26 protein-coding genes are annotated in these 26,419 nt (G+C 64.6%); 16 read left to right on the forward strand and 10 right to left on the reverse strand.

The genetic code is table 11. The features are described 5' to 3' along the window. Nucleotides 1-146 precede the first annotated feature (146 nt). The 4 genes from hemE (at nt 147) to ACFO0A_RS02485 (ending at nt 3,720) form a co-directional block, all read left to right on the forward strand. On the forward strand, nt 147-1,178 hold the full coding sequence (gene hemE, locus ACFO0A_RS02470; protein WP_379537394.1) for a uroporphyrinogen decarboxylase: 1,032 nt from the start codon (nt 147-149) through the stop codon (nt 1,176-1,178). A 79-nt stretch (nt 1,179-1,257) separates the two neighbouring features. Then, complete coding sequence (locus ACFO0A_RS02475; protein WP_379537395.1) at nt 1,258-1,701, forward strand: CopD family protein; 444 nt, start codon at nt 1,258-1,260, stop codon at nt 1,699-1,701. Nucleotides 1,702-1,878: 177 nt separating this feature from the next. Continuing rightward, nucleotides 1,879-3,135 carry a transcription termination factor Rho gene (gene rho / locus ACFO0A_RS02480; RefSeq protein WP_379537396.1) on the forward strand — a complete coding sequence of 419 codons (1,257 nt, stop codon included), beginning with the start codon at nt 1,879-1,881 and terminating at the stop codon, nt 3,133-3,135. Then, nucleotides 3,136-3,720, forward strand: a complete 585-nt coding sequence (locus ACFO0A_RS02485) for an AAA family ATPase (protein WP_379537397.1) — start codon at nt 3,136-3,138, stop codon at nt 3,718-3,720. It abuts the gene before it with no gap. Here the strand turns inward: ACFO0A_RS02485 and ACFO0A_RS02490 are convergent. Genes ACFO0A_RS02490 through ACFO0A_RS02500 form a run of 3 tightly spaced genes read right to left on the reverse strand, consistent with a single transcriptional unit; the run spans nt 3,647 to nt 6,410 of the window. Then, complete coding sequence (locus ACFO0A_RS02490) at nt 3,647-4,078, reverse strand: nuclear transport factor 2 family protein (protein WP_379537398.1); 432 nt, start codon at nt 4,076-4,078, stop codon at nt 3,647-3,649. The two genes, ACFO0A_RS02485 and ACFO0A_RS02490, sit on opposite strands and share 74 nt — an antisense overlap. Then, nucleotides 4,075-5,691, reverse strand: coding sequence for an FMN-binding glutamate synthase family protein (locus tag ACFO0A_RS02495; protein ID WP_379537399.1), 1,617 nt, complete (start codon nt 5,689-5,691; stop codon nt 4,075-4,077). The genes ACFO0A_RS02490 and ACFO0A_RS02495 overlap by 4 nt, the downstream gene beginning before the upstream one ends. An 8-nt stretch (nt 5,692-5,699) precedes the next feature. Then, complete coding sequence (locus ACFO0A_RS02500; protein ID WP_379537400.1) at nt 5,700-6,410, reverse strand: dienelactone hydrolase family protein; 711 nt, start codon at nt 6,408-6,410, stop codon at nt 5,700-5,702. A gap of 163 nt (nt 6,411-6,573) precedes the next feature. Between ACFO0A_RS02500 and ACFO0A_RS02505 the strand changes: the two genes are divergently transcribed. From ACFO0A_RS02505 to ACFO0A_RS02550, 10 genes are all read left to right on the forward strand, one after another. Further along, complete coding sequence (locus tag ACFO0A_RS02505) at nt 6,574-6,852, forward strand: DUF6489 family protein (protein WP_379537401.1); 279 nt, start codon at nt 6,574-6,576, stop codon at nt 6,850-6,852. Between the two features lie 40 nt (nt 6,853-6,892). After that, on the forward strand, nt 6,893-8,188 hold the full coding sequence (mnmE, locus tag ACFO0A_RS02510) for a tRNA uridine-5-carboxymethylaminomethyl(34) synthesis GTPase MnmE (RefSeq protein ID WP_379537402.1): 1,296 nt from the start codon (nt 6,893-6,895) through the stop codon (nt 8,186-8,188). 66 nt (nt 8,189-8,254) lie between these two features. Continuing rightward, nucleotides 8,255-10,111, forward strand: a complete 1,857-nt coding sequence (mnmG, locus tag ACFO0A_RS02515; protein WP_379537403.1) for a tRNA uridine-5-carboxymethylaminomethyl(34) synthesis enzyme MnmG — start codon at nt 8,255-8,257, stop codon at nt 10,109-10,111. Continuing rightward, complete coding sequence (gene rsmG / locus ACFO0A_RS02520) at nt 10,108-10,761, forward strand: 16S rRNA (guanine(527)-N(7))-methyltransferase RsmG (protein WP_379537404.1); 654 nt, start codon at nt 10,108-10,110, stop codon at nt 10,759-10,761. The genes mnmG and rsmG overlap by 4 nt, the downstream gene beginning before the upstream one ends. Then, nucleotides 10,758-11,534, forward strand: a complete 777-nt coding sequence (locus ACFO0A_RS02525) for a ParA family protein (RefSeq protein ID WP_379537405.1) — start codon at nt 10,758-10,760, stop codon at nt 11,532-11,534. The genes rsmG and ACFO0A_RS02525 overlap by 4 nt, the downstream gene beginning before the upstream one ends. Next, nucleotides 11,531-12,535 carry a ParB/RepB/Spo0J family partition protein gene (locus ACFO0A_RS02530; protein ID WP_379537406.1) on the forward strand — a complete coding sequence of 335 codons (1,005 nt, stop codon included), beginning with the start codon at nt 11,531-11,533 and terminating at the stop codon, nt 12,533-12,535. The genes ACFO0A_RS02525 and ACFO0A_RS02530 overlap by 4 nt, the downstream gene beginning before the upstream one ends. A 152-nt stretch (nt 12,536-12,687) precedes the next feature. Next, nucleotides 12,688-13,200 carry a DUF4402 domain-containing protein gene (locus ACFO0A_RS02535; RefSeq protein WP_379537407.1) on the forward strand — a complete coding sequence of 171 codons (513 nt, stop codon included), beginning with the start codon at nt 12,688-12,690 and terminating at the stop codon, nt 13,198-13,200. Nucleotides 13,201-13,411: 211 nt separating this feature from the next. After that, entirely contained in the window at nt 13,412-14,260 is an 849-nt protein-coding gene (locus tag ACFO0A_RS02540) for a fimbrial biogenesis chaperone (protein WP_379537408.1), read from the forward strand. Nucleotides 14,261-14,332: 72 nt separating this feature from the next. Continuing rightward, nucleotides 14,333-17,023 (forward strand): carboxypeptidase regulatory-like domain-containing protein, encoded by a 2,691-nt coding sequence (locus ACFO0A_RS02545; protein ID WP_379537409.1) that lies wholly within the window; start codon nt 14,333-14,335, stop codon nt 17,021-17,023. A gap of 90 nt (nt 17,024-17,113) precedes the next feature. Continuing rightward, entirely contained in the window at nt 17,114-18,268 is a 1,155-nt protein-coding gene (locus tag ACFO0A_RS02550; protein WP_379537410.1) for an acyl-CoA dehydrogenase family protein, read from the forward strand. Nucleotides 18,269-18,307: 39 nt separating this feature from the next. Here ACFO0A_RS02550 and ACFO0A_RS02555 read toward each other — a convergent pair whose 3' ends face one another. Then, entirely contained in the window at nt 18,308-18,739 is a 432-nt protein-coding gene (locus ACFO0A_RS02555) for a hypothetical protein (protein ID WP_379537411.1), read from the reverse strand. Between the two features lie 136 nt (nt 18,740-18,875). Next, on the reverse strand, nt 18,876-19,361 hold the full coding sequence (locus ACFO0A_RS02560) for a GAF domain-containing protein (protein ID WP_379537412.1): 486 nt from the start codon (nt 19,359-19,361) through the stop codon (nt 18,876-18,878). Nucleotides 19,362-19,436: 75 nt separating this feature from the next. On the opposite strand from ACFO0A_RS02560, the gene ACFO0A_RS02565 reads away from it, so the two are divergent. Further along, nucleotides 19,437-20,900, forward strand: a complete 1,464-nt coding sequence (locus ACFO0A_RS02565; protein ID WP_379537413.1) for a PQQ-dependent sugar dehydrogenase — start codon at nt 19,437-19,439, stop codon at nt 20,898-20,900. On the opposite strand, the gene ACFO0A_RS02570 is transcribed toward ACFO0A_RS02565, so the two are convergent. Next, entirely contained in the window at nt 20,897-21,733 is an 837-nt protein-coding gene (locus tag ACFO0A_RS02570) for a DUF815 domain-containing protein (RefSeq protein WP_379537414.1), read from the reverse strand. The two genes, ACFO0A_RS02565 and ACFO0A_RS02570, sit on opposite strands and share 4 nt — an antisense overlap. Then, a complete protein-coding gene (locus ACFO0A_RS02575) occupies nt 21,730-23,460 on the reverse strand; it encodes an acyl-CoA dehydrogenase (RefSeq protein ID WP_379537415.1) in 1,731 nt (576 codons plus the stop codon). Before ACFO0A_RS02575 ends, ACFO0A_RS02570 begins: the two co-directional genes overlap by 4 nt. A gap of 45 nt (nt 23,461-23,505) precedes the next feature. Between ACFO0A_RS02575 and ACFO0A_RS02580 the strand changes: the two genes are divergently transcribed. Then, entirely contained in the window at nt 23,506-24,471 is a 966-nt protein-coding gene (locus ACFO0A_RS02580) for an L-threonylcarbamoyladenylate synthase (protein ID WP_379537416.1), read from the forward strand. Here the strand turns inward: ACFO0A_RS02580 and ACFO0A_RS02585 are convergent. The 3 genes from ACFO0A_RS02585 to ACFO0A_RS02595 all read right to left on the reverse strand — a co-directional run bounded on the left by ACFO0A_RS02585 (nt 24,468) and on the right by ACFO0A_RS02595 (nt 26,397). Beyond that, nucleotides 24,468-24,794, reverse strand: a complete 327-nt coding sequence (locus ACFO0A_RS02585) for a hypothetical protein (RefSeq protein ID WP_379537417.1) — start codon at nt 24,792-24,794, stop codon at nt 24,468-24,470. The two genes, ACFO0A_RS02580 and ACFO0A_RS02585, sit on opposite strands and share 4 nt — an antisense overlap. 76 nt (nt 24,795-24,870) lie before the next feature. Beyond that, nucleotides 24,871-25,659 (reverse strand): head GIN domain-containing protein, encoded by a 789-nt coding sequence (locus ACFO0A_RS02590; RefSeq protein WP_379537418.1) that lies wholly within the window; start codon nt 25,657-25,659, stop codon nt 24,871-24,873. A 207-nt stretch (nt 25,660-25,866) separates the two neighbouring features. Next, nucleotides 25,867-26,397 carry a CarD family transcriptional regulator gene (locus tag ACFO0A_RS02595; RefSeq protein WP_379537419.1) on the reverse strand — a complete coding sequence of 177 codons (531 nt, stop codon included), beginning with the start codon at nt 26,395-26,397 and terminating at the stop codon, nt 25,867-25,869. Between the last annotated feature and the right edge of the window lie 22 nt (nt 26,398-26,419).

Raw genomic sequence — 26,419 nt, forward strand, 5'->3', positions numbered from 1 at the left:
CGGCTCGGCCGTCGATTCGGGAACAGACATTTCTCTGTGCCCGCGTCGACAATTCGGGCAAGGCGCGACCCGTCCCCGCTATCCACAGCCCAACAGAATCCATCAACCTGAATCTCTTTTATAGATTCTATTGAAGAAGGTCCGACGTGCCCGGCTTGCTCTTCCAGACGCTCAAAGGCGAGAACGCTGCCCAGCGCCCGATCTGGCTCATGCGCCAGGCGGGCCGCTATCTGCCGGAATACCGCGCTCTGCGTGCGGAAAAGGGCGGATTTCTCGCGCTTGTCTATGACAGTGAGGCAGCGGCAGAAATCACGCTTCAACCAATCCGCCGGTTCGGCTTCGATGGCGCGATCCTGTTTTCCGACATCCTGATCGTTCCCTATGCGATGGGCCAGGACCTTGCCTTCACCGCGGGCGAGGGGCCGCGCCTGTCACCGACGCTGATCGACACCCAGCTTGCCGCCCTCCACGCGGTGCCTGAACGCCTGACGCCGATCTACGAGACCGTCCGGCAGGTCCGGGCGCGGCTGGGGAGTGACAAGACCCTTCTGGGCTTTGCAGGGAGCCCCTGGACGGTCGCCACGTACATGGTGGCGGGCGAGGGGAGCCGTGACCAGCACGTGACCCGCGCGCTCGCCTACCGTGATCCTGGGGCCTTTGGCGCGATCATCGATGCCATTGTCGCCGTCACTGTCGAATATCTCGCCGGGCAGATCGCCGCCGGTGCCGAGGCGGTGCAGCTTTTCGACAGCTGGGCGGGCAGTCTGGCGCCCGACCAGTTCGAACGCTGGGTCATCGCTCCCAATGCTGCGATCGTAAAAAGTCTGAAGCAGCGCTTCCCCGACGTTCCCGTCATCGGATTTCCCAAGGGTGCGGGTGAAAAGCTTCCGGCCTATGCCGCAGGCACCGGGGTCGATGCGCTCGGCCTCGATGAAACGATCGATCCCTTGTGGGCGAACAAAACACTTCCCGCCGGCTTGCCGGTGCAGGGCAACCTTGATCCGCTGCTTCTCGAAGCCGGCGGAAACGCTTTGGAAGAGCGGACGCACGCCCTGCTCGAATGCTTCGCCGACCGACCGCATTGCTTCAATCTCGGCCACGGGATCGGCCAGTTCACTCCGATCGAGCATGTCGAGCAGGTTCTGGGAGCGGTCCGGCGATGGCGGCTCAGGGCCTGACCCTGCGCCACGCGGCGCGGTTGTTGGGTCCCTAACCGCACGCTAGATCAATCCCGCCGGTTCCGGCTATCACCGCTCCATGCAACAGGTGCTCCAAGTGCTTTATCTGTGGCTCAAGGCCGGACACGTCATCTTCGTGATCTTCTGGATGGCCGGGCTGTTCATGCTCCCACGGTTCTTCGTCTATCATCAGGAATGCGCCCCTGATGCGCCCGAGAATGCCATGTGGATCGAGCGCGAGGGAAAGCTGCTGCGGATCATCATGTGGCCCAGCCTGGTCGTCGTGTGGTTGCTTGGACTGGCGCTGGCCGACACGATCGATGCCTGGGGGCAGGGGTGGTTTCACGCCAAGCTGGGCTTCGTCCTGGGTCTTTCGGCCTATCACTTCTGGCTGGCGGGCTATGCTGCGGCGCTGGCCAAGGGCGAGCGGCGGCTGGGCGGGAAGGGCTTGCGAATGCTGAACGAGGTGCCCGGTATCGCTGCGGCGCTGATCGTCATCATGGTCATCGTCAAACCGTTCTGAACCGCCGCTGCGCTGCGCGGGCGCACCCGCGCCTTCGATTGACTTTCGGCAGTTCAACGCCTATCTGCGGGGCCTCTCTCCGGCGTCGAACGCCCGCGCAGCGCGGGGTTCGGGTCTGCTTTCCCCAAGCCCATAGATCGCCCGCCGGCCATCCAGACGTATCTGCGGAATACATTTATGCACCTCAAGGAACTGAAAAAGAAAACGCCGGCCGAACTGGTCGAGATGGCCGAAGAGCTGGGCGTGGAGGGCGCGTCGACGATGCGCCGTCAGGACATCATGTTCGGCATCCTCAAGGAACTTGCCGACGCCGACGAGCAGATTATGGGCCTCGGTACGATCGAAGTTCTTTCGGACGGGTTCGGCTTCCTGCGCAGCCCCGAGGCGAATTACCTCGCCGGGCCCGACGACATCTACGTATCGCCCAACCAAGTCCGCAAGTTCGGCCTGCGCACCGGCGACACCGTCGAAGGCGAGATCCGCGCTCCCAAGGACGGTGAGCGCTATTTTGCGCTGACCAAGCTGATCAAGGTCAACTTCGACGATCCAGAAGCAGTTCGCCATCGGGTGAACTTCGACAATCTCACGCCGCTGTATCCCGACGAGAAGCTCAGCCTCGATACCCTCGACCCCACGGTCAAGGACAAGTCGGCGCGGGTGATCGACATCATCAGTCCGCAGGGCAAGGGCCAGCGCGCGCTGATTGTCGCGCCGCCGCGGACCGGCAAGACGGTGCTACTGCAGAATATCGCCAAGGCGATCACCGACAACCATCCGGAGGTGTTCCTCCTCGTCCTGCTGGTCGACGAACGTCCCGAGGAAGTCACCGACATGCAGCGCAGCGTGAAGGGCGAGGTCATTTCGTCGACCTTCGACGAGCCTGCGACGCGTCACGTCCAGGTCGCGGAGATGGTGATCGAGAAGGCCAAGCGCCTCGTCGAGCACAAGCGCGACGTGGTTATCCTGCTCGATTCGATCACCCGCCTCGGCCGCGCTTACAACACCGTCGTACCGTCTTCGGGCAAGGTTCTGACGGGCGGTGTCGACGCCAATGCCCTGCAGCGCCCCAAGCGGTTCTTCGGCGCGGCGCGTAACATCGAGGAGGGCGGCTCGCTGTCGATCATTGCCACCGCCTTGATCGACACCGGCAGCCGCATGGACGAAGTCATCTTCGAAGAGTTCAAGGGCACCGGCAACTCGGAAATCGTTCTCGACCGCAAGGTCTCCGACAAGCGCATCTTCCCGGCTCTCGATGTCGGCAAGTCCGGCACCCGCAAGGAAGAGCTGCTGGTCGAGAAGGACAAGCTTTCGAAGATGTGGGTCCTGCGCCGCATTCTCATGCAGATGGGCACGATCGACGCGATGGAATTCCTTCTCGACAAGATGAAGGACTCCAAGTCGAACGAGGACTTCTTCGCCGCCATGAATCAGTAAATGGTCGCTGCCCGCCGCGCGGTGCTCACGGGAGCTCCGGGGGCGGGCAAGACCACCCTGGTCGATGCGGCGGCAGAGACGGGCCTTTCCACTTCGCCTGAGGTCGCACGGCGCTTGCTGCGCGAACCGGGCGGAATGACTCTGCGCGAGGACGACCCGCTGGCCTTTGCCGAGGCCATGCTTGCCGCATACATGGTCGAGTACGAGAACGCCGCCCGTTCGGGCCCGGGCACCGTCCTGTTCGACCGCGGCTTTCCTGATGTGGCCGGCTTTCTCGATGTGTCCGGACTGCCCGTGCCGCCTTCCGTCGACAAGGTATGCCGTGCGCTTCGCTACCACGGTCCGGTCTTTCGCGCGCCCGCCTGGGCAGCGATCTATTCGCCGGACGAGGAGCGTATCCAGGACTGGGCGGAGGCGGTCGCCAGCGACGAAGCCGTGACGTCGGCGTGGCGCAAGTACGGCTACGACCCGATCGCCCTTCCGCTGTCGAGCGTGGCCGACCGGCTGGCGTTCATCCGCGCCCGTCTGGCGGGCTGGAACCAGCGGACTGGAGCTGCGCGCCCATCATCTCCCACAGCTTGTTGATCGCCTTCAGCGGCCTGACCATCACCTTGAAATCGCGGATGAGCCAATCCGGACCGAAGGTGATGAGATCGATCCCGTTGATCGAGATCCCGTCAATCTCGGCGGTGAATTCGAGCAACGCCTCGTAACCGTCGACCAGCTCGCGCACATACCGGAACTTGGCATGTCCGCCGGGCGCGCCCAGCACCTTGCCCGCCGCTACCAGGTACATCATCACCTTGTCCCGCCCCTCCTGGGGAGTGAAGACAACCGGTGAATGAAACACCGCATCGGGCGCCAGGATCTCGGCGAGGTCCTCGGGCCGGTTTCCGCGCGACATGACCTTATGCCAGGCCGCGAGTCCCTGATTAGCGCTCATCCCGTCCTCCTGAAGCTGTCGCTGCGGGCCGCTGCCCAATACCTGGCATAGGGTGTTGCGCCCGGGTCATCCAGCAGCGCATTTTCCTCGAGGAAGGGATAGATCCGGTCGACGCTATCCGATCGCGCGCTGTTGAGCCGTTCGCGAATGTCGGCCGCCGTGATCTGCCACGGATTTTCGAGCCCCATCGCCACCACGATCTCGCGCAGGCCGGCGAGCGTCTGCCGGTGGAACCTTGCCACCCGCGGAGCCTTGTCGGCGACGAACAGGCCGCGCTGGCGTGTAGCATCCTGAGTCGTGATTCCGGTCGGGCACAAGTCGGTGTGGCACTTCATCGACTGGACGCAGCCGAGAGCGAACATGAACCCGCGTGCGGCGTTGCACCAGTCGGCGCCCAGGCCGAGGTTCATCGCCAGGCCGGCGCCGGAATGCACCTTGCCCGCCGCAGCAAGCTTCACGTCCCGTTTCAGCCCGCATCCGACAAGGGCATTGCGGGTCATGACAAGTCCTTCGCGCAGCGGCATTCCGACGCTGTTGGAAAGTTCGACGGGTGCGGCACCGGTGCCGCCCTCGGCGCCGTCGACCACGATGTAGTCGAGCCGGATTCCCGTTTCGCGCATTGCCTTCATCACGGCGAACAGTTCGTGCGGCTGGCCGACGCAAAGCTTGATCCCGACCGGCTTGCCCCCGGACAGGTCGCGAAGTTTCGCCGCCCATTCAACAAGTTGTATCGGTGTTGAGAAGGTTGAGTGAGCGGCGGGCGAGATGCAGTCGACGCCTTCGGGTACCCCGCGCGCGGCTGCAATCTCCGCCGAGACCTTTGCGCCCGGAAGAACGCCGCCGTGGCCCGGCTTGGCCCCCTGGCTCAACTTTATCTCGACCATCCGAACCTGGTCGATCTGGGCGTTCTCGGCGAACCTGCCTGGATCGAACGACCCCTTTTCATCGCAGCAGCCAAAGTATCCGCTGCCGATCTCCCAGACCAGGTCGCCACCGTTCTGGCGGTGATAGCGCGACAGTCCGCCTTCGCCGGTGTCGTGGTAGAACCCGCCCTCGCGCGCGCCGGCATTGAGCGCGAGGATCGCATTTGCCGACAATGAGCCGAAACTCATCGCGGAGATATTGAGCAGCGAGGCTTCGTACGGCTTGGCACATTGCGGACCACCCACCGCTACGCGCCAGGTCTTCGGAAGATCGACGTTTGGTGAGATCGAGTGGGCGAGCCACTCGTACTCGTCAGAATAGACGTCAAGCTCCGTGCCGAAGGGGTGCGCGTCCAGTTCGCCCTTGGCGCGCGCATAGATCAGCGAGCGCTCGTCGTGATTGAAGGGACGGCCGTCCAGGTCGCTTTCGACGACATAGCTGCGCAGGAACGGGCGCAGATCCTCCATGATCCAGCGAATTCGCGCGACGAGGGGGTAGTTGCGCCGGAGCGAATGACGCGTCTGGAGGAAGTCCCAAAGCGCGATGGCGAGAAGCGGCACCAACACCCACAAGGCCCAGCGGGCGGGACGCCAGCTCGCACTGCCGAGCGTTGCGGCGAGCAGTCCCAACGGTACGATGAATCTCGTCAGTCCGTCGATCGACCCCGCAAAGCGCTTCGATCCGATCACCGGTCGCGTCAGGCCAGGTGCTGGGCGAAGAAGTCGGCGGTGCGGCTGTCGGCCAGCCGAGCGCCGGCATCGTTGCGGCGATTGCCGCTTTCGGTTGCAAAACCGTGGTCGAGCCCGGGATAGTCGTGGAGCGTCACCTTCGGATGCGGATCGAGTCCGGCATGCATTGCCGCCTGTGCTTCAGGCCCCACGAAATGGTCAGCGGTCGGGACGTGGAGCATCAGGGGGTTGGCGATCGCATGACTTTCGCCAAGCATCTGGTCGATGGAGACCCCATAATAGCCCACTGATGCGCTGATGTCGGTTCGGCAGGCGGCGAGATAGGCCAGCATTCCGCCGAGGCAATAACCGACGCACCCGACCTTAGCGATGCCTTCTTCCCGCCGGATCCAGTGGATCACCGCCTCGATGTCTTCCATGCTCTCGGTCGAGCCCTGACGGTCGGCATAGGCCTGAAAGTGGCCGAAAGCCTCCTGCAGCTCATCTTCCACATCGGGGTCAAGGGTAACGCCGGGCTTCATGCGCCAGAACAAGTCGGGAGCCACCGAGAGATAACCTTGCTGCGCCCATGAATCGCACTTGGCGCGGATGCCGGGGTTCACTCCGAAGATTTCCTGGATGACGATTATCGCCGCCCTTGGCGTCCCTTCGGGCCGCGCGACGTAGGCGGAAAAAGTGTCCGTACCGTTGAGGGCGCTGATTGCGATGGTTTCGGTCATGAGGCTTCCTCGTTCTAGCGATTGTTCTGGCGTGGCCGGAGCGCGCTCGGAGCCTATGCCTTGGTCGTGGACATTGCCAGAGGGCTATGACACGCTCGAGCGGCGCGAGCATCCGGCATTACCGGAGGCATCGGGCTAGGGGGCAACCGGAAGGTCTTCGGCCATGAAGATGAACATCGAAATCGATTGCACACCCGAGGAAGCGCGGCGGTTCCTGGGCTTTCCCGACGTTTCGAAGGCCAACGACGTCTATGTCGATGCGATCGCCAAGGCGATGAAGGGCGTAAGCAGCGTCGACCAGCTTCAGGATTACGCCAAGCAGATCGCGCCCATGGGCCAGATTGGCATGAAGCTGTTCCAGCAGTTCATGGAAAACGGCGCCGACGCGGCATTTTCCGGCTTCACCAAGGGCGCGAAGGGTCGCAAGAGCACCGAAGACTGAGCGCAGCCCTTCGATTGGCGCGCTTCCACAGGAAACAAGCGTGCCCGATAACGATACGATTTTCGCGCTGTCGAGCGGGGCCCCACCCGCGGCCATCGCAGTGGTCCGGATCAGCGGCCCTCTAGCAGCCGACGCATTGATCGCGCTTGCGGGAAAGTTGCCCGCGCCGCGTCGTGCCGTGGCCGTTCGGCTATGGGATCCGGACAACGGCGAAGTTCTGGACTCTGCCTTGGCTCTCTGGCTCCCCGGGCCGACGACCGCGACCGGAGACGACATTGCCGAACTTCACCTTCACGGGGGAAGAGCGGTTGTTGCAGCCGTGGAACGATCCTTGGCCCGACTGCCGGGGATGCGCGTGGCGGTTGCGGGAGAGTTCACCCGGAGGGCTTTTGCAAACGGGCGGATTGACCTTGCCGAGGCCGAAGGCCTCGCGGACCTCCTTGCCGCCGAAACCGAAATCCAGCGCAAGAGCGCAATGGCGATGGCCGCGGGCGAGCTTTCGCTGGCGGTGAGTGCATGGCGCATATCCTTGCTCAACCTCGCCGCGCGAGTGGAAGCTACCCTCGACTTCGATGAAGAGGACGGGATTGCGGGCATCGACGAAGCGTTCTTGGCCGATGCATCGATGCTTGCTGCCGAACTCGATGCATGGCTCGCGCGGCCGCAGGCCGAAACGTTACGCGAAGGCTTCCGCGTCGTTCTAGCGGGACCCACAAATGCCGGAAAAAGCACGCTTTTCAATAAGTTGACGGAAAGCGAGGCAGCCATAACCTCGCCGCAACCCGGCACGACGCGCGATATCATCACGCGGACAGTGGCATTGGATGGTATTCCCTTCCTGTTCGTGGATACGGCCGGATTGCGTGATTCAACGAGCGACGCAATCGAGGCAGAGGGAATGGGTCGCGCACGCGCTGCAGCGGATGAGGCAGATCTCGTCCTGTGGCTGGGCGAGGCCCCAGGCGATTCTTACGATCCGATGCGGACCTGGAAAATCACGGCTCAGATCGATCGTCAGGGCGTCGTGTCTGATTCAGATGCCCGACATCGGGTCTCGTCGCTCACCGGCGAAGGGATCGCAGCCTTGCGCGGCGACCTCGTTCAACATGGGCGAAACGCCATGCAGCGTCCGGGCACTGCCGCCCTCAATAACCGGCAGCGCGATCTGATTGGGCGGGTGCGAGACTCTGCTGTTCGGGCTGCTGCCCTTGCCGACCCGTTGCTCATTGCTGAGGAACTCCGAAGCGGTCGCGCAGCGCTCGACAGGCTCGTTGGCAAGGTCGCGACGGAGGATATGCTCGATTCTCTCTTTGGACGTTTCTGCGTCGGTAAGTGATGTTCCACGTGAAACAAAGCGACGCGGTTTTTGACCCGCGCGCCGCGGATCGCTATTCGCCCTGACGTGAAGACGTTCGACATCATCGTAGTTGGTGGCGGCCATGCCGGCTGCGAAGCCGCAGCGGTCGCCGCGCGCATGGGTGCGCGGACAGCCCTCGTCAGCTTCGATCCGGCGACAGTCGGTGCGATGTCGTGCAATCCTGCGATCGGCGGCTTGGGGAAGGGGCATCTCGTTCGCGAGGTCGACGCGCTCGACGGCCTGATCGCGCGGGCGGCTGATCGTGCCGCGATCCATTATCGCTTGCTCAACCGATCGAAGGGATCGGCGGTTCACGGACCGCGCGTGCAGGCCGATCGGACACTGTTCCGTGCCGCGATCCAGGACGCGCTGGCGCGGCAGGACAACCTGACCATGATCGCAGGCGAGGCTGCGGCCGTGCGCCAACAGGGCGGATGGGTCACCGGGGTCGAACTGGGCGATGGCACTTCGCTTGCAGCGGGCGCGGTGATCTTGTGTACCGGCACCTTCCTCGGGGGGAAGATGTTCCGCGGGGAAGAGCGGATCGATGGCGGGCGGATCGGCGAGGCGGCGGCACACCGCCTGGCCGCGCAACTCCGCGACGCCGCCTTGCCGATGGCGCGCCTGAAGACGGGCACCCCGCCGCGGCTTGATGGGCGGACGATCGACTGGGCTCGTCTCCAAGAGCAGCCGAGCGATACCGACCACTGGACGATGTCGACCATGTCAGGTGCGCGATCGCTCCCGCAGCTGTTCTGCGCGATCACTCGGACGAATGAGCGCAGCCACGACGTCATCCGCGAGAATCTTCATCGTTCGCCGTTGTTCAGTGGCGCCATCGGCGGCCAGGGTCCGCGCTATTGCCCGTCTATCGAGGACAAGATCCACCGCTTCGCCGACCGTGACGGACACCAGGTCTTTCTCGAGCCGGAGGGCATGGCCTCGCCATTGATCTATCCCAATGGAATCAGCACGTCGCTTCCGGCCGACGTGCAGATGGCGATGCTCCACACCATGCAGGGGCTTGAGCGGGTCGAGATGATAGTCCCGGGATACGCGGTGGAATACGATCATATCGACCCGCGGGCGTTGCGCCCGACGCTCGAGGTGAGGGCGCTTCCTGGCCTTTACTGCGCTGGCCAGATCAATGGCACGACGGGCTACGAAGAGGCCGCCGGTCAGGGAATCGTGGCTGGGATGGCTGCCGCTTCGGCAGCTCTCGGGAGGACGCCGGTCGCACTGGACCGCTCCAACAGCTACCTCGCGGTCATGGTAGACGATCTAACCCTGCACGGGGTGAGCGAGCCCTACCGTATGCTCACCGCACGCGCCGAGTATCGGTTAAGACTTCGCGCCAACAACGCTTCAAGCCGACTGACCCCTCTGGGGATCGACGCAGGCTGCGTGGGTCCGGAACGTGCCGCCTGGTTCGCCAAACGTGCCCAGCAGCTCGCGCGTGCCGAGGCCGTGCTGAATTCGACCGCCGCACCACATGCGCTCAAGGCATTGGGGCACCGGGTGCCCGAGGACGGCGAGCAAAGACGACTGCGCGACTGGCTTCGCTTCCCGGAGATCGGGTGGGATTCGGTTGCCCTTCTTGGAGGGTTCTGTGCCGACCTGCCGAGCGAACTAGTCGAAGAGATTGAGGAGGATGCGCTCTACGCGCCTTATCTGGCGCGGCAGGAAGCCGAACTTCGCGAGTTGCGAGCAAGCGAAGGCGTATCGCTGGGCGACGATTTTCCGTTCGCCGCGCTGCCCGGCCTCTCGCGGGAAATGGTCGAGCGCCTTGATGCGGCACGTCCCGCCACTCTGGGAGCAGCGGGCCGCGTTCCCGGCGTCACCCCTGCTGCACTGGCATTGCTGCTTGTTCACGCACGCCAGCGTGCCCGACGCGCCGCATGATCCTGGCTACCGAGGAGGATGCTCGACGTTGGGTGAGTAGCAGGCCACTTCCCTCCGGGGCGCTCGAACAACTCGAAGCGCTTGCCCCACTGTTGGCTGTCGAGAACCAGCGACAGAACCTGGTGGCCGCGACATCGCTCGACCAGTTCTGGCTCCGCCATATCGCGGACAGTTTGCAATTGCTTTGGGTTTCACGTGAAACATTGCCGGCGGGATCTTGGCTTGATCTGGGAACGGGTGCGGGCTTTCCGGGCCTCGTCGTGGCAATTGCATCACCCGAACGCGAAGTCACTCTCGTCGAATCCCGCGCAACCCGCGCCGCGTGGCTTAGACACGCTGCCGTCGAGCTTGATTTGAGGAATGTGGTCGTGGTCCATCAACGCCTCGAGCTTGTCGAGACGATCGAGGCGGCGTGCATTTCCGCACGGGCGTTCGCGCCACTGAACAAGCTTTTGCGGCTGGCCGCGCGTTTTTCCACACCGGATACGATTTGGTTGTTGCCGAAGGGGCGCAATGCACGGCAAGAATTGCTGGAAATGCCAAATCGCATTCAAACGATGTTTCACGTGGAACAAAGCATCACTTCTGCCGATGCGGGTATCCTTGTCGGGCGAGGCTGTCCGGTAATTGAAAAGGGTCGCAAGAGATGATCTGCATCGCCGTCGCGAACCAGAAGGGTGGAGTAGGAAAGACAACCACCGCCATAAACGTCGCCACCGCGCTTGCGGCGACTGGCTGGCGGACTCTGCTCATAGATCTCGATCCGCAGGGCAACGCTTCGACGGGAATCGGTGTTGCCAGCGGAAGCCGGGAAAGATCGACTTACGATCTGCTGATCGACCAGGTGCCGCTGCGGGAGTGCATCCAGGAGACTCGTATTCCCGGTCTCGATGTCGTTCCTGCCACGGTCGATCTTTCGGGTGCGGAAGTGGAACTGGTTGGAATCGATAACCGCACGGACAGGCTCAAAGCTGCTCTTGAGGGGGCCTCGGACCACGATATCTGCCTCATCGATTGTCCCCCCTCTCTCGGCCTGCTGACCCTGAACGCGCTCACGGCGGCCGATACGCTGTTGGTCCCGTTGCAATGCGAATTCTTTGCTCTGGAGGGATTAAGCCAGCTTCTTCAGACAGTCGAGAGAGTTCAACAACGGTTCAATACGTCGCTCGGCATCGTCGGCGTGGTGCTTACGATGTTTGATCGGCGCAATCGACTGACTGACCAGGTTTCGGACGATGTACGCTCGTGCTTGGGCGCGCTTGTCTTCGAGACGGTGATCCCGCGCAACGTCCGCCTGTCCGAGGCGCCGAGCCATGGGCTTCCTGCCCTCGTGTACGACCATCACTGTGCGGGTTCACAGGCTTACATGGCGCTGGCGCGGGAACTTATCGGGCGCCTTCCCGAGCGGAGAATTGCAGCATGACGCGGGACGACGACATCATCCGGCTGTCAGTGACGCCGTCGGCAAGTGCCGCGGAACCCCATGCGAAACGCCGCCCCGCGGCGCTGGGCCGCGGGCTCGGTGCCTTGATGGGCGAAACCCGCCGCGAAGAACCACTGGTAGCGCTGGTGCAACCGGGAGTTCCGCACCAGTCAGGCGAACAGTCGAAAGCGCCGAAGCGCGATGGACTTGCGATGCTGGCGATCGCGGACATCGTGCCTCACCCCGATCAGCCGCGGCGCCATTTCGAGGAATCGGCGCTGGACGACCTGGCGCACAGCATTGCCGCGCGCGGAGTGATTCAACCGATCATCGTCCGGCCGACTCCCGATGGACGGTACCAGCTCGTTGCGGGCGAGCGCCGATGGCGGGCGGCGCAGCGTGCCCGGCTTCACGAGATACCTGCCCTTGTCCGCGAACTTGCGGACCGCGAAGTGACCGCGCTCGCGCTGATCGAGAATCTCCAGCGCGAGGATCTCAATCCTGTCGAAGAGGCTCAGGCCTATCATCGCTTGAGCGAGGAGGATGGCCTGTCGCAGCAGGACATCGCCAAGATGGTCGACAAATCGCGCAGCCACGTCGCCAACATGATGCGCCTGCTCGCACTGCCGGCCGAAGTTCTTGCACTTGTGCAGGACGGGCAACTTTCGATGGGCCACGCGCGGGCATTGGTAAACGTCCCTGATCCGGGCGCGGCGGCCAGTGAAGTGGTTGCGCGCGGTTTGTCGGTACGTGCGACCGAGCGTCTTGCCCGCAAGGCCCAGCGTGATCCCGAGGACAAGGCCCGCCGCCCGCGTACGACCCGCGACCCGTCGGACACCGCGGATATCGTCGCCGTGCAGCGTCACCTCGAGGAATTTCTCGGACTGAAGGTGGCGATCCATGCCGATGCCGATCCCCGTTCCGGTGCGGTCACGATCCGCTACCGGACGCTCGACCAGCTGGACCTGATTTGCCAGCGTCTCACAGGTGGCGGAATCTAACGGATTTTGTCACCGCGTTAACCATTCCCGGAAGGGAAAACGCAGCGCCGGTTCCCTAAAAGCGCCTTTCGGATGGATTGGGATAGTCCTTCCGGGGGTAGCGCGTCGCGTTGCCTTATCGGGCAAGCAACGCAAGTTAGGGACCAAGTTTTATGAAGAAGTTCGTTCGTCTCGCCGTGGCCGGTTCGGCCATGATCGCCTCGATGGCCCTGGCAACCTCGGCCAACGCGGCTGCCACCGCCACCGCCGACGCCAAGGCCGAGATTCTCTCGACTTTGACTGTCGCCGCCCGTTCGGGTTCGGCGCTCGACTTCGGGCAGATCGCTGTCAACGGTGCGGGCACGGCCGTCGTCGCCGCTTCGGGTGCGCGCACCTGCTCGGCCACGCTGGTCTGCGTCGGCACGGCCACTCCGGTGGTCTTCGACGTCAGCGGCACGCCCGGCGCCAGCATTGCCGTGACCCTGCCGACCGGCACCGCAACGCTGACCGGCGTCAGCACTGCAGCCACGATGTCGCTGGGCAGCTTCACGCAGTATTTCCCCAACGGGAACACGCTCGTTGCCGGGACCACGTCCTTCCAGGTCGGCGGAACGCTGACCGTGGGTGCGACCCAGGCTGCCGACGTTTACAACGGCACGTTCCAGGTTTCGGTCGAATACAACTGATTTAACTCGATTTGAGGAGGCGTGGCGGCTTTCGCGGCCACCTCTCATCGGGTGAATCCAGGGGCCGCGGCGGAGCAATCCGGCGCGGCCCTTCTCGTTTAGGCGCGAAGCCCAATCGATAGTGGGTTAGCGGGAAATTAACTCTGATTTCCTATGGCGTTGACCGGGCCCGGCAGAGGGCATCGCCATCGAGTTTCAGGAGTTACGAATCATGCAGGAAGGGACGATCGCGCCGCGGCGGTCTGCAGCCTGGGTCAAGGCGCTCATGGCAGGGATTTCGTGCCTGGCGCTGGCGCAGCCGGCCAGCGCCGCGGGCGATCTGCTGGTCGCCCCGACGCGCGTCATCCTCAACGGCAACCAGGGCACGGAAGTTGTGCTCGACAATATCGGGGCCGAACCGGCGACCTACCGGATCTCGCTCGAGTTGCGGCGCATGCTGCCCACGGGCGAGCTCGAGGATGTTCCCGATGAGCAGGCGAGCGCGGTCGAGGCAAAGGCCCTGGAGATGATCCGCTACGCCCCGCGCCGGATCACGCTCGCTCCCGATCAGCCGCAATCGATCCGCATCAGCGCGCGCCCGGGCGCGGACCTGCCCGACGGCGAGTACCGCGTGCACATGTCATTCCGCGCGATCCCCGAGGCCAAGCCGGTGACCCGCGAGCAGGCCCCGCCGACGCAGGGCTTCATCGTCAATCTTGTTCCGATCTACGGGGTCACCATTCCGATCATCGTGCGCAAGGGACTAGTCGAGGCGACCGCGGCAGTCAGCAATCCGCAAGTCGACCGGCGCGGGGAGACGACTTTCCTCCGGTTCGACATGACCCGCAGCGGCAACAAGTCGCTCTACGGCGAAGTGCGCGTCCTGGCGCGCGGGGGCGGCGAACCGCTGTTCCTCGCGCGGGGGGTGGCGATCTATCCCGAATTATCGGCGCGTACCGTCAAGCTCCCTGTCTCGGCAGAGCAGGCGCAGAAACTGAGGGGACCGGTCCGGCTCGAATATCGCGAAGCGCCGGAAGGGGGCGGAAAGCTCATCGCCGCCGTCGACGCGAATCTTGGCTGATCGCAGCACCGCGACTGTACGGACCTGAAGGGACCACGCACGGTGCGCCGGGCCATATCCGGTTTGAAGAAGATGGCTACGGCCATGGGGCTGGCACTGCTTGGCGGTGCCGGCCTTCTGACGTTTTCAGCGCCAGTTGCCGCGGCTACGCCGGGTTGGAAGCCCACCGACGACGATTCACTTCTCCTTGACTTGCGTTCGAGCGGATACCGCGTAGGCGAAGCGCTGCGCGGCTATCAGACGCCGAGCGGGGTCTGTGTCGATTTCGCCGACTTGGTCCAGGCGCTCGATCTTCCCGTTCGGATGGACAAGAAGTCGCGCCGCGCAACCGGCTGGTTTTTCGCAGAAGATCAAAAATTCACCCTCGACCGCGAAGCTGACACGGTACAAAACGTGAACGGCGTCCAGCCGCTCAGTGCGGAAGACATTCATGACACCGCGGAAGGCTGGTGCGTCGAGACGACAGCACTGTCGCGCTGGATGGGCGTGACGTTGCGTCCCGACCTGGGCAACGCGACGTTGATCCTTGAAAGCGAGCGCAAGCTTCCCTTCCTGGCCGCAATCGAGCGCAAGAGTCGCGCCGCGCGACTTCGTCCATCAGCTCCCTTCGATATTTCCTTGCTGCCGCAGGCCCCGACGCCCTATCGCGCCTTCCGCGCGCCATCGGTTGACGGCCTGATCAAGTTCGCGCTGCGCAACGAGCCGCGCTACGGAACTTTGCGCGAGACCAGGTTCGAGTTTCTCGCTGCCGGTGAGATCGCCGGCGCGAGCGTCGATGCCAGGCTTGCCTCCGACACGGTGGGGCGGCCCGCGACCCTGCGTCTGCGCGCCTACCGCAGCGACCCGCAGGGACGCTTGCTCGGCCCGTTGCACGCGACCCAAGTGGCGGGCGGCGATGTCGGGACGTTTGCGGGCAATCTGACCGGCCAGAGCGCGGTCGGTCGAGGGGTATTCATCTCCAACCGCCCTATTGCACGCCCCAACCGCTTCGCCGTCACCGAGTTTCGCGGGACCCTTCCGACCGGTTGGGACGCGGAACTCTACCGCAATGGCCAGCTCCTTGCCTTCGAGCAGGGCCGGCTGGACGGGCGCTACGAATTCCTCGATGTCGACCTGCTTTATGGCCAGAACCTGTTCGAGGTCGTGCTCTATGGTCCTCAGGGACAAATCCGGCGCGAGACCAGCGAGGTTCCGGTCGGCGCGGACAATATACCGGCGGGCCAGACCTGGTACTGGGCCGGGATTATCGACCAGGGCCGCGACCTGATCGAATTCGGCAATCGCTCTAACCCCACCCATGCCGGTTGGCGTTGGGGCGTGGGTGTAGAGCGCGGTCTCGATGCCAGAACCGGCATCGGACTGGCGGCGCAAAGCCTGATGCTGAATGGAACGCGCCATACCTACCTAGAATCGACGCTCACCCGTGCGCTCGGCCCGATGCTGGTCGAGCTCTCGGGCGCTCAGCAGTTTGCCGTGCCTGGAGTGGGCAGCGGCCGGGCGCTGCGTGCCCAGGCGCTGGGCGCGGCTTACGGCGTGAACTTCAAGGCCGAGACGCTGTGGGTCCAGGGCGATTACGAAAGCGAGCTCGTCACCGCCGACCAGCGCCGCGAAGACCTGATTCAACTGGAGAAATCGTTCCACTTCGGGCGGCTGAACGTTCCCGTGCAAATCGGTCTGCGCCGTGCAGAGGGCCGCGACGGTCGAAAAGTTACCGAAGCGTTAACGCGCGTATCCATCAACACCCGCCCGATCAGCCTCACCGCCGAGCTTTCGCGTGTCCGCACGCGCGAGACCTATGGCCCCCCGGGTCCTCTCGGTAACGAGACACGGCTCACCCTTCTGGCCAATAGCGCCATCGGCAAAGTCCGCTTGCGCGGGGAAAGCCGCTTCGGCCTTGGCGGCGGCGGCTTCGAGGCGGCGCGCGTGGTCGGCGAGGTTTCGCTGAGCGAGCGTTCCGATCTGCGCGTGACCGGCGACTACACGGCCGAAAACCACCGGGCGGGGCTAGGCGTCGCGCTTGTGCGCCAATTCCGGCAATTCTCGCTGCGGGCCGAAGGAGATGTCGCGACCGACGGCACCGTGGGGGCAGGCCTGTCGTTCGCGTTCAGCTTCGGACAGGACCCGACCGACGGTCGCATCCGCTTTTCGAACGAGAAATTGGCGACCAACGGCCAGGCGGCAGTCGAGGTCTTCCGCGACGAGAATGCCGACGGTCGGCGCGAAGCGGGCGAGGAAGCGGTGAAGGGCGCAATTGTCGCCGCAGGTCTGGCGGGCAAGTCCGTGCCGACCGATGCCGCGGGACGCAGCCGGGTAACCGGCTTGCGGCCGTTCCAGCCGGTGATGCTTTCGGTCGACACTTCCGACCTCGAGGATGCGCTGCTCCAGCCGGCAACGAAGGGCATCGTGATCACGCCGCGCCCGGGAATCGCCAGCAAGGTATCGATCGCGCTGGTTCCGACCGGCGAAGTGGAGGGGACTCTGCTCGACACGAATGGCGATCCGCGCGAAGGCGTCGATCTCGATCTGGTGGATATGCGCGGTGCGGTCACGACCACTGCGCGCAGCGAATACGACGGCTTCTTCCTGTTCGAGAAGGTCCCCTACGGCAGCTACCGCGTGCGCCTGAGCGCAGCTTCGGCGAGCGCGCTCGGCGTTACTCAGGCGATTATCGGCACCGTCACCGTCAATCGGGCAGAGCCCGTGGCGCGCCTCGGTCCGACCAGCCTGGCGCCCGCACCGCGCATCGCCCAGGCCGCCCCTTAACCGGGCGATTAAATTGACGTTGACCCGCCGCGCCCGCCGCGCCTATCCCCGCCGCCAAGAACACAAGTTCAAAGCTCAAGAGGAACCGCCATGTCGCTCGATCAGCTCGCCCGCACCGCCTACAACGATGATCACGAGGCGTTCCGCCAGACCGTGCGCCAGTTCATGCAGAAGGAAATCGCCCCGCACGCGGCCGAGTGGGCCGAGAACGGCATCGTTCCCAAGGCCCTCTGGCCCAAGGCCGGCGAGCTTGGCCTGCTCTGCCCGACGGTTCCGGAGGAATACGGCGGCCTCGGCCTCGATTTCGGCTACAACGCCATCGTCGACGAAGAGAGCGCCTATTACGGCCGCGCCACCACCGGCTTCTCGCTCCAGTCGGATATCGTGACGAACTATCTCGTCTCGTACGGTTCCGAAGAACAGAAGAAGGAATGGCTGCCAAAGATGGTCTCGGGCGAAGTCGTGACCGCGATCGCGATGACCGAGCCGGGCACGGGCTCCGACCTTCAGGGGATGCGCACTACTGCTAAGAAGGACGGTAACCACTACGTGATCAACGGGTCCAAGACCTACATCACGAACGGCCAGAATGCCGACCTCATCCTCGTCTGCGTTAAGACCGACACCGAGATCGAGCCCAAGTGGAAGGGTGTTTCGATCGTCCTCGTCGAGGCCAACCGCGAAGGATTCAAGCGCGGCCGGAACCTCGACAAGATCGGACAGGACGAGGCCGACACCTCGGAGCTGTTCTTCGAGGACGTGCGCGTGCCGATCACGAATTGCCTCGGTGAAGAAGGCAAGGGCTTCATCTACCTGATGAGCGAGCTGCCGCAGGAGCGTCTGTCGATCGCGGTTAGCGCGCAGGCCGCGGCCCAGCGCGCGTTCGACGATACAGTGGAGTTCACGCGCGATCGCAAGGCGTTCGGCAAGCCGGTGCTCGATTTCCAGAACACGCGCTTCGTCCTCGCAGACCTTAAGGCGAAGCTCCAGGTCGGCTGGGCTCACCTTGACTGGGCGCTGGCCCGACATCTCAAGCGGGAACTGACGCCCGAGGAAGGCGCGGCCGCAAAGCTGTGGCACACCGAACTGCAGTGGGAAGTGATGGACAAGTGCCTGCAGCTTCACGGGGGCGCCGGTTACATGAACGAGTATCCGATCGCCCGTAGCTGGCGCGCCGCGCGGGTGACGCGGATTTTCGGCGGCACGAACGAGATCATGAAGGAGCTAATCGGGCGCAAGCTCTGATCGGCCTCGGCACCTGTTCTCCCCGCTTCCGTCGCGTCTTCAGCGGCGGGAGCGTGGGTTGGGCGGCTGCGCCCGCACCGGGATGCTGCGGCGCGTCTCCCCGGTTTCCGGCACCAACTCCTCGATTGTGGTCACAGTCCGGGTGATCACCCCGCCAGGGACGGTGACCGGCACCAGGGTGTAACCGCCCGGCTGGTTGTAGCCCGGAGGGAGCGCCGCAACGGCGGCATCGCACTCTGCCGAGCCGGCCCCGGAGCAGGCAGCGACCCGCTTCGCAAGCTCCGCCGGAATGAGCACCGATTGAGGGATGGGTGCTGGCAGTGGATGGCCCTGCGCATAAGTCTGCGAATAACCATTTCCGGAGACGGCCACGTCGCGAACCTCGGGCCATTCGCTCTGGGCTCGCGCATTCCCGGCGAACAGGAGCGCGCCCAGGGCGCTGCTTAAGGAGAGGAGCGTGCTTTTTCGCATGACGGTTTTCCGTGAAAGCCGTCCGATCATTTGATCCGGACAATTCCGCCCAACCCTAATTATCCGCGAGAAGTCGCGCCAGACGCGAGGATGCGGGACAGTACCGGTGTCCCTATTTGACGCGGAGCAGAGCGGGCTAAGCGATGCGCCCGGCGACCAGCGCGGCGAGGGCTTCGATCCCGGCGGCATCCTCTGCATCGAACCGCGCGCGATCGGGACTGTCTAGATCGATCACCCCCACGACCTTGCCCTCATGCACCAGCGGCACGACAAGTTCCGACGCGCTGGCCGCATCGCAGGCTATGTGACCGGGAAAGGCATGAACGTCGGCCACGGTCTGCGTGTGCCCGCTCTGCGCCGCTGTCCCGCATACGCCCTGACCGATCGCGATCCGGATGCAGGCCGGCTTGCCGATGAACGGGCCAAGGACCAGTTCATCCCCGATCACTCGATAGAATCCCGCCCAGTTCAGGGCAGGGACGAATTGCCAGATCAGTGCGGCGAGGTTCGCCATGTTGGCGACACGGTCAGGCTCGTCCGCGGTCAGCGCATCGGCAGCGGCGAGCAGATCGGCGTAGAATTCCGGCTTCGCCTGGCCGGGCGCGGGGGCAAATTCGTACATTGCGCCGCATTACTCCAAGCGGACGCCGTCGCAAGCGCCATTGCCGCGCGACTGCGCTCGCAATATGGCTGAGGAATGAGCACAGCGCGCAAGGTCCTCCTCGGCATCGTCGGCGTCATAGTCGTCCTCGGCCTCGTCTTTTACTTCGTGACACGGCCCGACGTGGGCAAGCTGACCACGGATCAGCTCAGCGGCCCGAAGCCGCCGATCGAGGATCCCGACCCGCAGACCATCCCGACGATAGTGACCGCCAAGCCGGTAGGCTGGAAGGCTGGCGAAACGCCGGTTGCCGCGCAGGGCCTTCAGGTGGCGCCATTCGCAGTCGGTCTCGATCATCCGCGCACGATGCTGGTCCTGCCGAACGGCGACGTTCTGGTCGCCGAGACCAACAGTCAGCCGCGCGACACTTCAGGCATCACCGGTTTCGTGATGAAGTGGTTGATGAACCGCGTCGGGGCTGGCGGTTCGTCGCCCGATCGGATCCAGCTTTTGCGCGATACGAACGGCGACGGACGCGCCGACAGCAAGACATTGTTCCGCAGCGGCCTCAAGTCGCCGTTCGGGATGGCGCTGCGCGACGATGGCAAGGGTGGTCAGCAGTTGCTTGTCGCCAATACCGACGCCGTTCTCTCGTTCCCATTCAAGGTAGGCGAGACGACGCTGACCGGTGCGCCGACCAAGCTCATGGACCTTCCGGGCAACGGCAATCACTGGGCGCGCAATCTGCTCCTCTCGCCCGACGGGTCCAAGCTCTACGTGACCGTGGGGTCGTCCTCGAACATCGCCGAAAACGGAATCGAGGCAGAGAAGGGCCGCGCCGCCATCCACGAATACGATTTCGTGAAGGGCAATTCGCGGATCTACGCCAGCGGCCTGCGCAATCCCAATGGCCTCGATTTCAATCCCTACACCGGCGAACTGTGGACGGTCGTGAACGAGCGCGACCAGCTCGGCTCGGATCTCGTGCCCGATTACCTTACCAACGTTCCCTTCGGCGCCAGCTACGGCTGGCCGTGGGTCTATTGGAAGGACAAGATGGACGACCGGGTCGACGCACCGATGCCGCAGTATTTCTTCGAATACGTGCGCAAGCCCGAATACGCACTGGGCGCGCATGTCGCCCCCTTGGGCCTGGCGTTTGCCCGGCCGGGCAACCTGATGGGACCGGCCTTTGCCAATGGTGCGTTCATCGCACGCCACGGTTCGTGGAACCGTAAGCCGTTGTCGGGCTACGATGTCGTCTTCGTGCCCTTCGACACCCGCGGCAACGCTACCGGCTCGAAGCCGACAGAAGTGCTGACGGGTTTCCTCACGCCCGACCAGAAGCGCACTCACGGGCGCCCGGTGTGGGTCGTATTTGCCAAGGACGGCGCCATGCTGGTCAGCGACGATGTCGGCAACGCCATCTGGCGGGTTACCGCCCCCGGCGCGGCGCCGGCACCGGCCATCACCGCGATCAAGAGCGATCCGGTCGGGACGAAGTTCAATATTCCCGACCCGCAGGGCAGCAAGGGCTCGGCTTTCGAGACGAGAAACTAGCCCAGCGCTCGACCGCTCCTCCCGGCGAGGTCGGTGACGTAGTGCCAGGCGACGCGGCCCGAGCGCGCGCCCCGGCGTCTTGCCCATTCGAGCGCCTCGCTTCGATCCCAGGCAAGGCCGAAATGCTCGGCGTAGCCGGCAACGATGGCGAGATAGTCGTCCTGACTGCAGGCGTGAAAGCCCAGCGACAGGCCGAAGCGGTCGGCCAGGGCCAGCCGGTCGTCGACCGCGTCACGCGGATTTAGCGGATCGTCCTGTTCGGCGGCGTGGCGTTCGACGATCGCCCGGCGATTGGATGTAACCGCGAGCCTGACATTGGCGGGGCGTGCCTCCACCCCACCATCGAGCCAGCTGCGCAAATTCCGGCCGCCGTCGGCATCGTCGCCCTCGAAACCGAGGTCATCGAGAAATACGAGAAAGTTGCGCGAAACCAGGCGGAGTTCTGCGAACAACGTCGCAAGGCCGTCAAGCGCGTCCGGCGCAACCTGGACGAGTGCGAGGGATGCGCCGGGCACATCCTGTGCCGCCGCGACAGCGGCGCGGAGCAGGGCGGACTTGCCCATCCCGCGCGCGCCCCAGAGCAGCATGTCATGCGCGGCAAATCCCTGCGCAAGCCGCCCGATGTTTGCGGTGACCGCCAGCTTCTGGGCGTCGATTCCGCGCAGCAGGTCTAACGGCGGCGCGTCGAGCCGTTCCACCGCACGCACGCCCTTTGCGTCGCGCACGTAGGCAGGGTTAGCCAGCCAATCGGTGAGTGTGGCCGCAGCAGGGGCCAGCCGCTCGAGCGCAGAGGCGATGCGCGCCAGCGCTGGGTCCTGACCCCCGTCGTTCATCCTGCCAGTGCCGCGCTGTCGAGCGCGTAGAGAAGAGAAGAGCCAGCGAGGGCCTGAGTGCGAAGCCCCCGTGCCTCGGCGACGATCTGTTCGTTAAAGAAGCGGGCGACGACCGGCTTGGTCTGGGCAGCGGCGCCCGTTGCCACGCGTGCCTCGCGCCGCAGCTGCCAGCCGGCCACCGCGACAGCGCTCATCGTCATGAAGGCGGTGCCTCCGGCCAGGCGATCGTCGAGGCTCGCCTCGTTCACCATCCACGAGCCGATCTCGGCACATTCGCGCGCGAGTGCGGTGAGACCTTCCGCCTCACCCGCCGCGTCCTCGGCGATTTCCCGCATCAGTTCGGCGAGCACGCCGCCATTGTCGTAGCCCAATTTGCGCGTGACGAAGTCGGCCGCCTGGATGCCGTTGGTCCCCTCGTAGATCGGCGCGATCCGGGCGTCGCGATAGTGCTGCGCGGCGCCGGTTTCCTCGACGAACCCCATCCCGCCGTGGATCTGGACGCCAAGGCTCGCGACCTCCATTCCGATATCGCTGCCCCATCCCTTGATCAGCGGGACGAGTAGGTCCGCGCGGGCTTGAGCGGCCGCATCGCCCAGCGCGCCGCGATCGACCTGGCCCGCAGTGTAGTAGAGCAGGCCTCGCGAACCCTCGGTCAGCGCGCGCATCCTCAGAAGCATGCGGCGAACGTCGGGATGTTCGATAATGGCGACCGGCGCCTTGTCGGCCGAACCGGCACGTGCCGACTGGACGCGCGTCCGGGCGTACTCGGCGGCGGCCTGCAGGGCGCGTTCGGCGATCTGCACGCCCTGGCTGCCGACATTGATGCGGGCCGAGTTCATCATCGTGAACATCGCCTTGAGGCCCTCGTTCTCGCGCCCGATCAGCTCGCCGATACATTCCCCGTTATCGCCGTAGCTCATCACGCAGGTCGGTGAGGCGTTGATGCCCAGCTTGTGCTCGATCGAGACGCAGCGCACATCGTTGCGCGGTCCGATCGTGCCGTCCGCCGCGACGTGGTGACGCGGAACGATGAACAGCGAGATGCCGCGTGATCCGGACGGAGCATCGGGTGTGCGTGCCAGGACCAGGTGGATGATGTTCTCTGCCAGGTCGTGCTCACCGAAGGTGATGAAGATCTTGGTGCCCGAGATCCGGTAGCGCCCGGCATGCTCCCCATCTTCGATCCGCGTCGCCGAAGTGCGCAACGCGCCGACATCGCTTCCCGCCTGCGGCTCGGTCAGGTTCATCGTGCCAGACCATTCGCCGGAAATGAGCTTGGGCAGGAACAGGGCCTTCTGCGCCTCGCTGCCGTGATGGCCGATCGCCTCGATCGCGCCCACGGTGAGGATCGGCAGCAGGGTGAAGGCGAGATTGGCGGCCCCCAGCGACTCCATCACGCAAGTCGCCAGGCTGAAGGGAAGCCCTTGGCCCCCGAACTCCTCCGGTCCGGCGACCGCGCCCCAGCCTTGCTCCACGTAATGGTGATAGGCTTCCGCAAACCCCGCGGGCAGGGTTACCGTGCCGTTGGCAAGCCGCGCTCCTTCGGTATCGCCGAGCCGGTTGAGGGGAGCGAACTCTCCCGTCGCGAACGCGCCGATCCCTTCGACGATCGCCTCGACCAGGTCGGGGCTGGCGGCGGCGAACCGGGGTTCCGCCGCAAGTTCGTCGATCCCCGCGCATGCGCGCAGGGCAAGAAGCTGGTCGGCAGTGGGAGCGGCAAAGGCCATGCGCTTTTCCTTGATGGCGGCAAGCGCCCGCCTATAGCTGCGCGCATGCCCGCAACCAAGACCTCCTCGCCGGCCGGGATGCCGCGCATTGCCGGGCCCGAGGCGCTTGCAGAAGCGGCTGCGATGATTGTCGCGGGTGGTCTCGTCGCCGTGCCGACGGAGACCGTCTATGGGCTCGCGGCCCGGGCCGACAGCGCCGAGGCGGTCGCGGCGATCTATCGTGCCAAGGGTCGGCCGGATTTCAATCCGCTGATCGTCCACGTCCTCGATATTGCGCAGGCCAGAACACTCGCCCAGTTCGATGATCGGGCGATGGCGCTCGCTCAGGCGTTCTGGCCGGGTCCACTTACGCTGGTGCTGCCGCGCCGGGCCAATGCGGGCTTGGCGCCGGCGGTAAGCGCGGGGTTACCGACCATCGCCCTGCGGTGCCCGGCGCATCCGGTTCTGCGCGATCTGCTGGCCTTGGTCCGTTTGCCGCTTGCGGCCCCTTCAGCCAATCGAAGCGGCGCGATCAGCCCGACGACCGCACATCACGTCGCGGCATCGCTGGGGGCCGCGCTACCTTTGGTCATCGACGGTGGCCCGACCGAGCGTGGAATCGAATCGACCATCGTCGCTCTGCGCGAAGGGGCTGGGTGGCAGGTCCTTCGTGAAGGTCCGTTAGAGAAGGATCGGATTGCCGAAATCCTCGGGGCGGAAAACGAGGTCATCGTCTCGAACCCGGGAATCGAGGCCCCGGGCCAACTCGCCAGTCATTACGCGCCCTCAAAGCCGGTCCGGCTCGACGCGGTCAATGCCCAGGAAGGAGAATACCTGATCGGTTTCGGCCCGGTCGCCGGAAACGCGAGCCTGTCGCCGCGCGGCGATCTCGCCGAAGCGGCGGCGGCGCTCTACGCCTGCCTCCACGCGGCAGACGCCGCGCCTGAGCCGCGGATCGCGGTCGCTCGGGTGCCCGAACACGGCATCGGCGTGGCGATAAACGACAGGTTGCGCCGAGCCGCGGCGGGCTAGCGCTCGATCGGGATTCCCGGTGAGAGCGCATCCATCTCGGCGCGGACCTTTTCTCCCTCGGCGCAGGCGTCCGTGTCTCCGTGCGCGCACTTGGCCGAGAGCTTGTCGTACTTGCGGCCGAGCTGCCCGAGCTTTTCCTCGCGCTTGCGGATCTCGCGACCGCGCTTCTCGTCGGCTTCCGACTGGCTGGTGGTGGCAAGATCGACCCCTTTGCTCGCGACCTTCACGGGCAGGGTGACCACATCGAGCGCCGTCTTTGCGAGACAGCCGGAGAGCAACAGCGCGCCGAGGGGCGCAAGCATCAGTGGCTGCAGAGTTTTCATGTGCGATCCCGGGCTGTTAGTGGCCGAAGCCCTAGCAGCACGGGATTACGCGATCGTGAACCGGGCGGCGAACCGGTCAGGCGGCGGGCTGACCGGCAGGCTTGGCGGTCCCTTCAGCGTCCGGGCCGGGCTCGCACACCAAACGACCTGAACCCATGCTCGATACCTTGCAGGTAGCGCGGCCGAGCACGCGCACTTGGCCCGATCCCATGATGTTGGCCTTGACCGACCCATCCGAGGCGAAAGTGCTGTCGCCCGATCCGGCAACATCGACCTTCGCATCCTCGACTTTCAAGGCGTCGAGGCGCGCGTCGCCGCTGCCCGCGATCGTCAGCTTGAGGTTCTTGGCGGTGCCGGCAGCGCGATAGCTGCCCGAGCCGGCGATGTTGACCTTCAGGCTCTCCGCCGCGACCACTGGTGTTGCCACCGATCCCGAACCGACGATGTTGATCTTCGCGTCGGCCGACGACAGCGCTTGCGATTCGATCACGCCGGACCCGGCCATCGTCAGCCCGACCGGATCGGGCATGGTCACGTTGACCGTTACCTTGCCGTTATCGCCGCTCCACGGCTTGTCCTTGCGCAGGATGCCGAGCGTGCCGTCCTTGAGCGTGAAGCGCAGGTTTTCGGCGACCGCGCTGTCGCCTTCGATGGCGATCGCCAGCTTGTCGCCGCGCGTGATGCGAACGGTGTCCGGGCCAAGCAGGACGAGATCGTGCGGCGTTTCCGCCGTAAGGTCGAGGTCGGCGAGCTTCTTGCCTTCCTCGCCGTTGATGCTGACCTTGGCGAGGTCGCAGCCGCCCAGTGCCGCGATAACTGCTACCATTGCGACGGGCGCGACCGCCTTGAAGAAATGCCTGATCATGCCTGCTAACTCCCCGAGCGAATGATCGATTGATGGTGACTGTGTATTAGGGTGACAATACACCATGCGGGAATAGGCAACAATTGAGCTCGGCCAAATGGATGCCGTGATCGACGAACGACATGGGACGATGCGCGGGGGCCCGGCCCAACGAAAAGGGCCGCCGGTTGCCCGGCGGCCCTCTCTGGTGATGCAAAAGTCCTTAAATCAAACCGAGGCGGCCTCGTAATACTTGGGCGCGTGTTCGTTAAGGATCGCGAGGATCTTCTGCAGTGCGGTCGGCTCGTCGGTCTTCTCCATCGCCGCGAGTTCGCGGGCGAGGCGAGACGATGCGGCCTCGAAGATCTGGCGTTCCGAATAGGACTGCTCGGGCTGATCGTCGGCGCGGAACAGGTCGCGGGTCACCTCGGCGATCGAGACGAGATCGCCGGAGTTGATCTTCGCTTCGTATTCCTGGGCCCGGCGCGACCACATCGTGCGCTTGACCTTGGGCTTGCCCTTGAGAGTGTCGAGCGCCTCGCGCAGCGTCTTGTCCGAGGACAGCTTGCGCATCCCGATCGATTCGACCTTGTTCACCGGTACGCGAAGCGTCATCCGCTCCTTCTCGAACCGAAGGACATAGAGATCGAGCTGCATGCCGGCGATTTCTTCGCTCTGAAGCTCGATAACCCGGCCTACCCCATGCTTGGGATAGACGACATAATCACCCACATCGAAGGCGAAGGCCTTGACCGCCATGCATTGTCCTTTCGTCGCGGGA

The organism is Novosphingobium tardum (genome assembly GCF_042652045.1).
GTDB classification, from domain to species: Bacteria; Pseudomonadota; Alphaproteobacteria; order Sphingomonadales; family Sphingomonadaceae; genus Novosphingobium; species Novosphingobium tardum.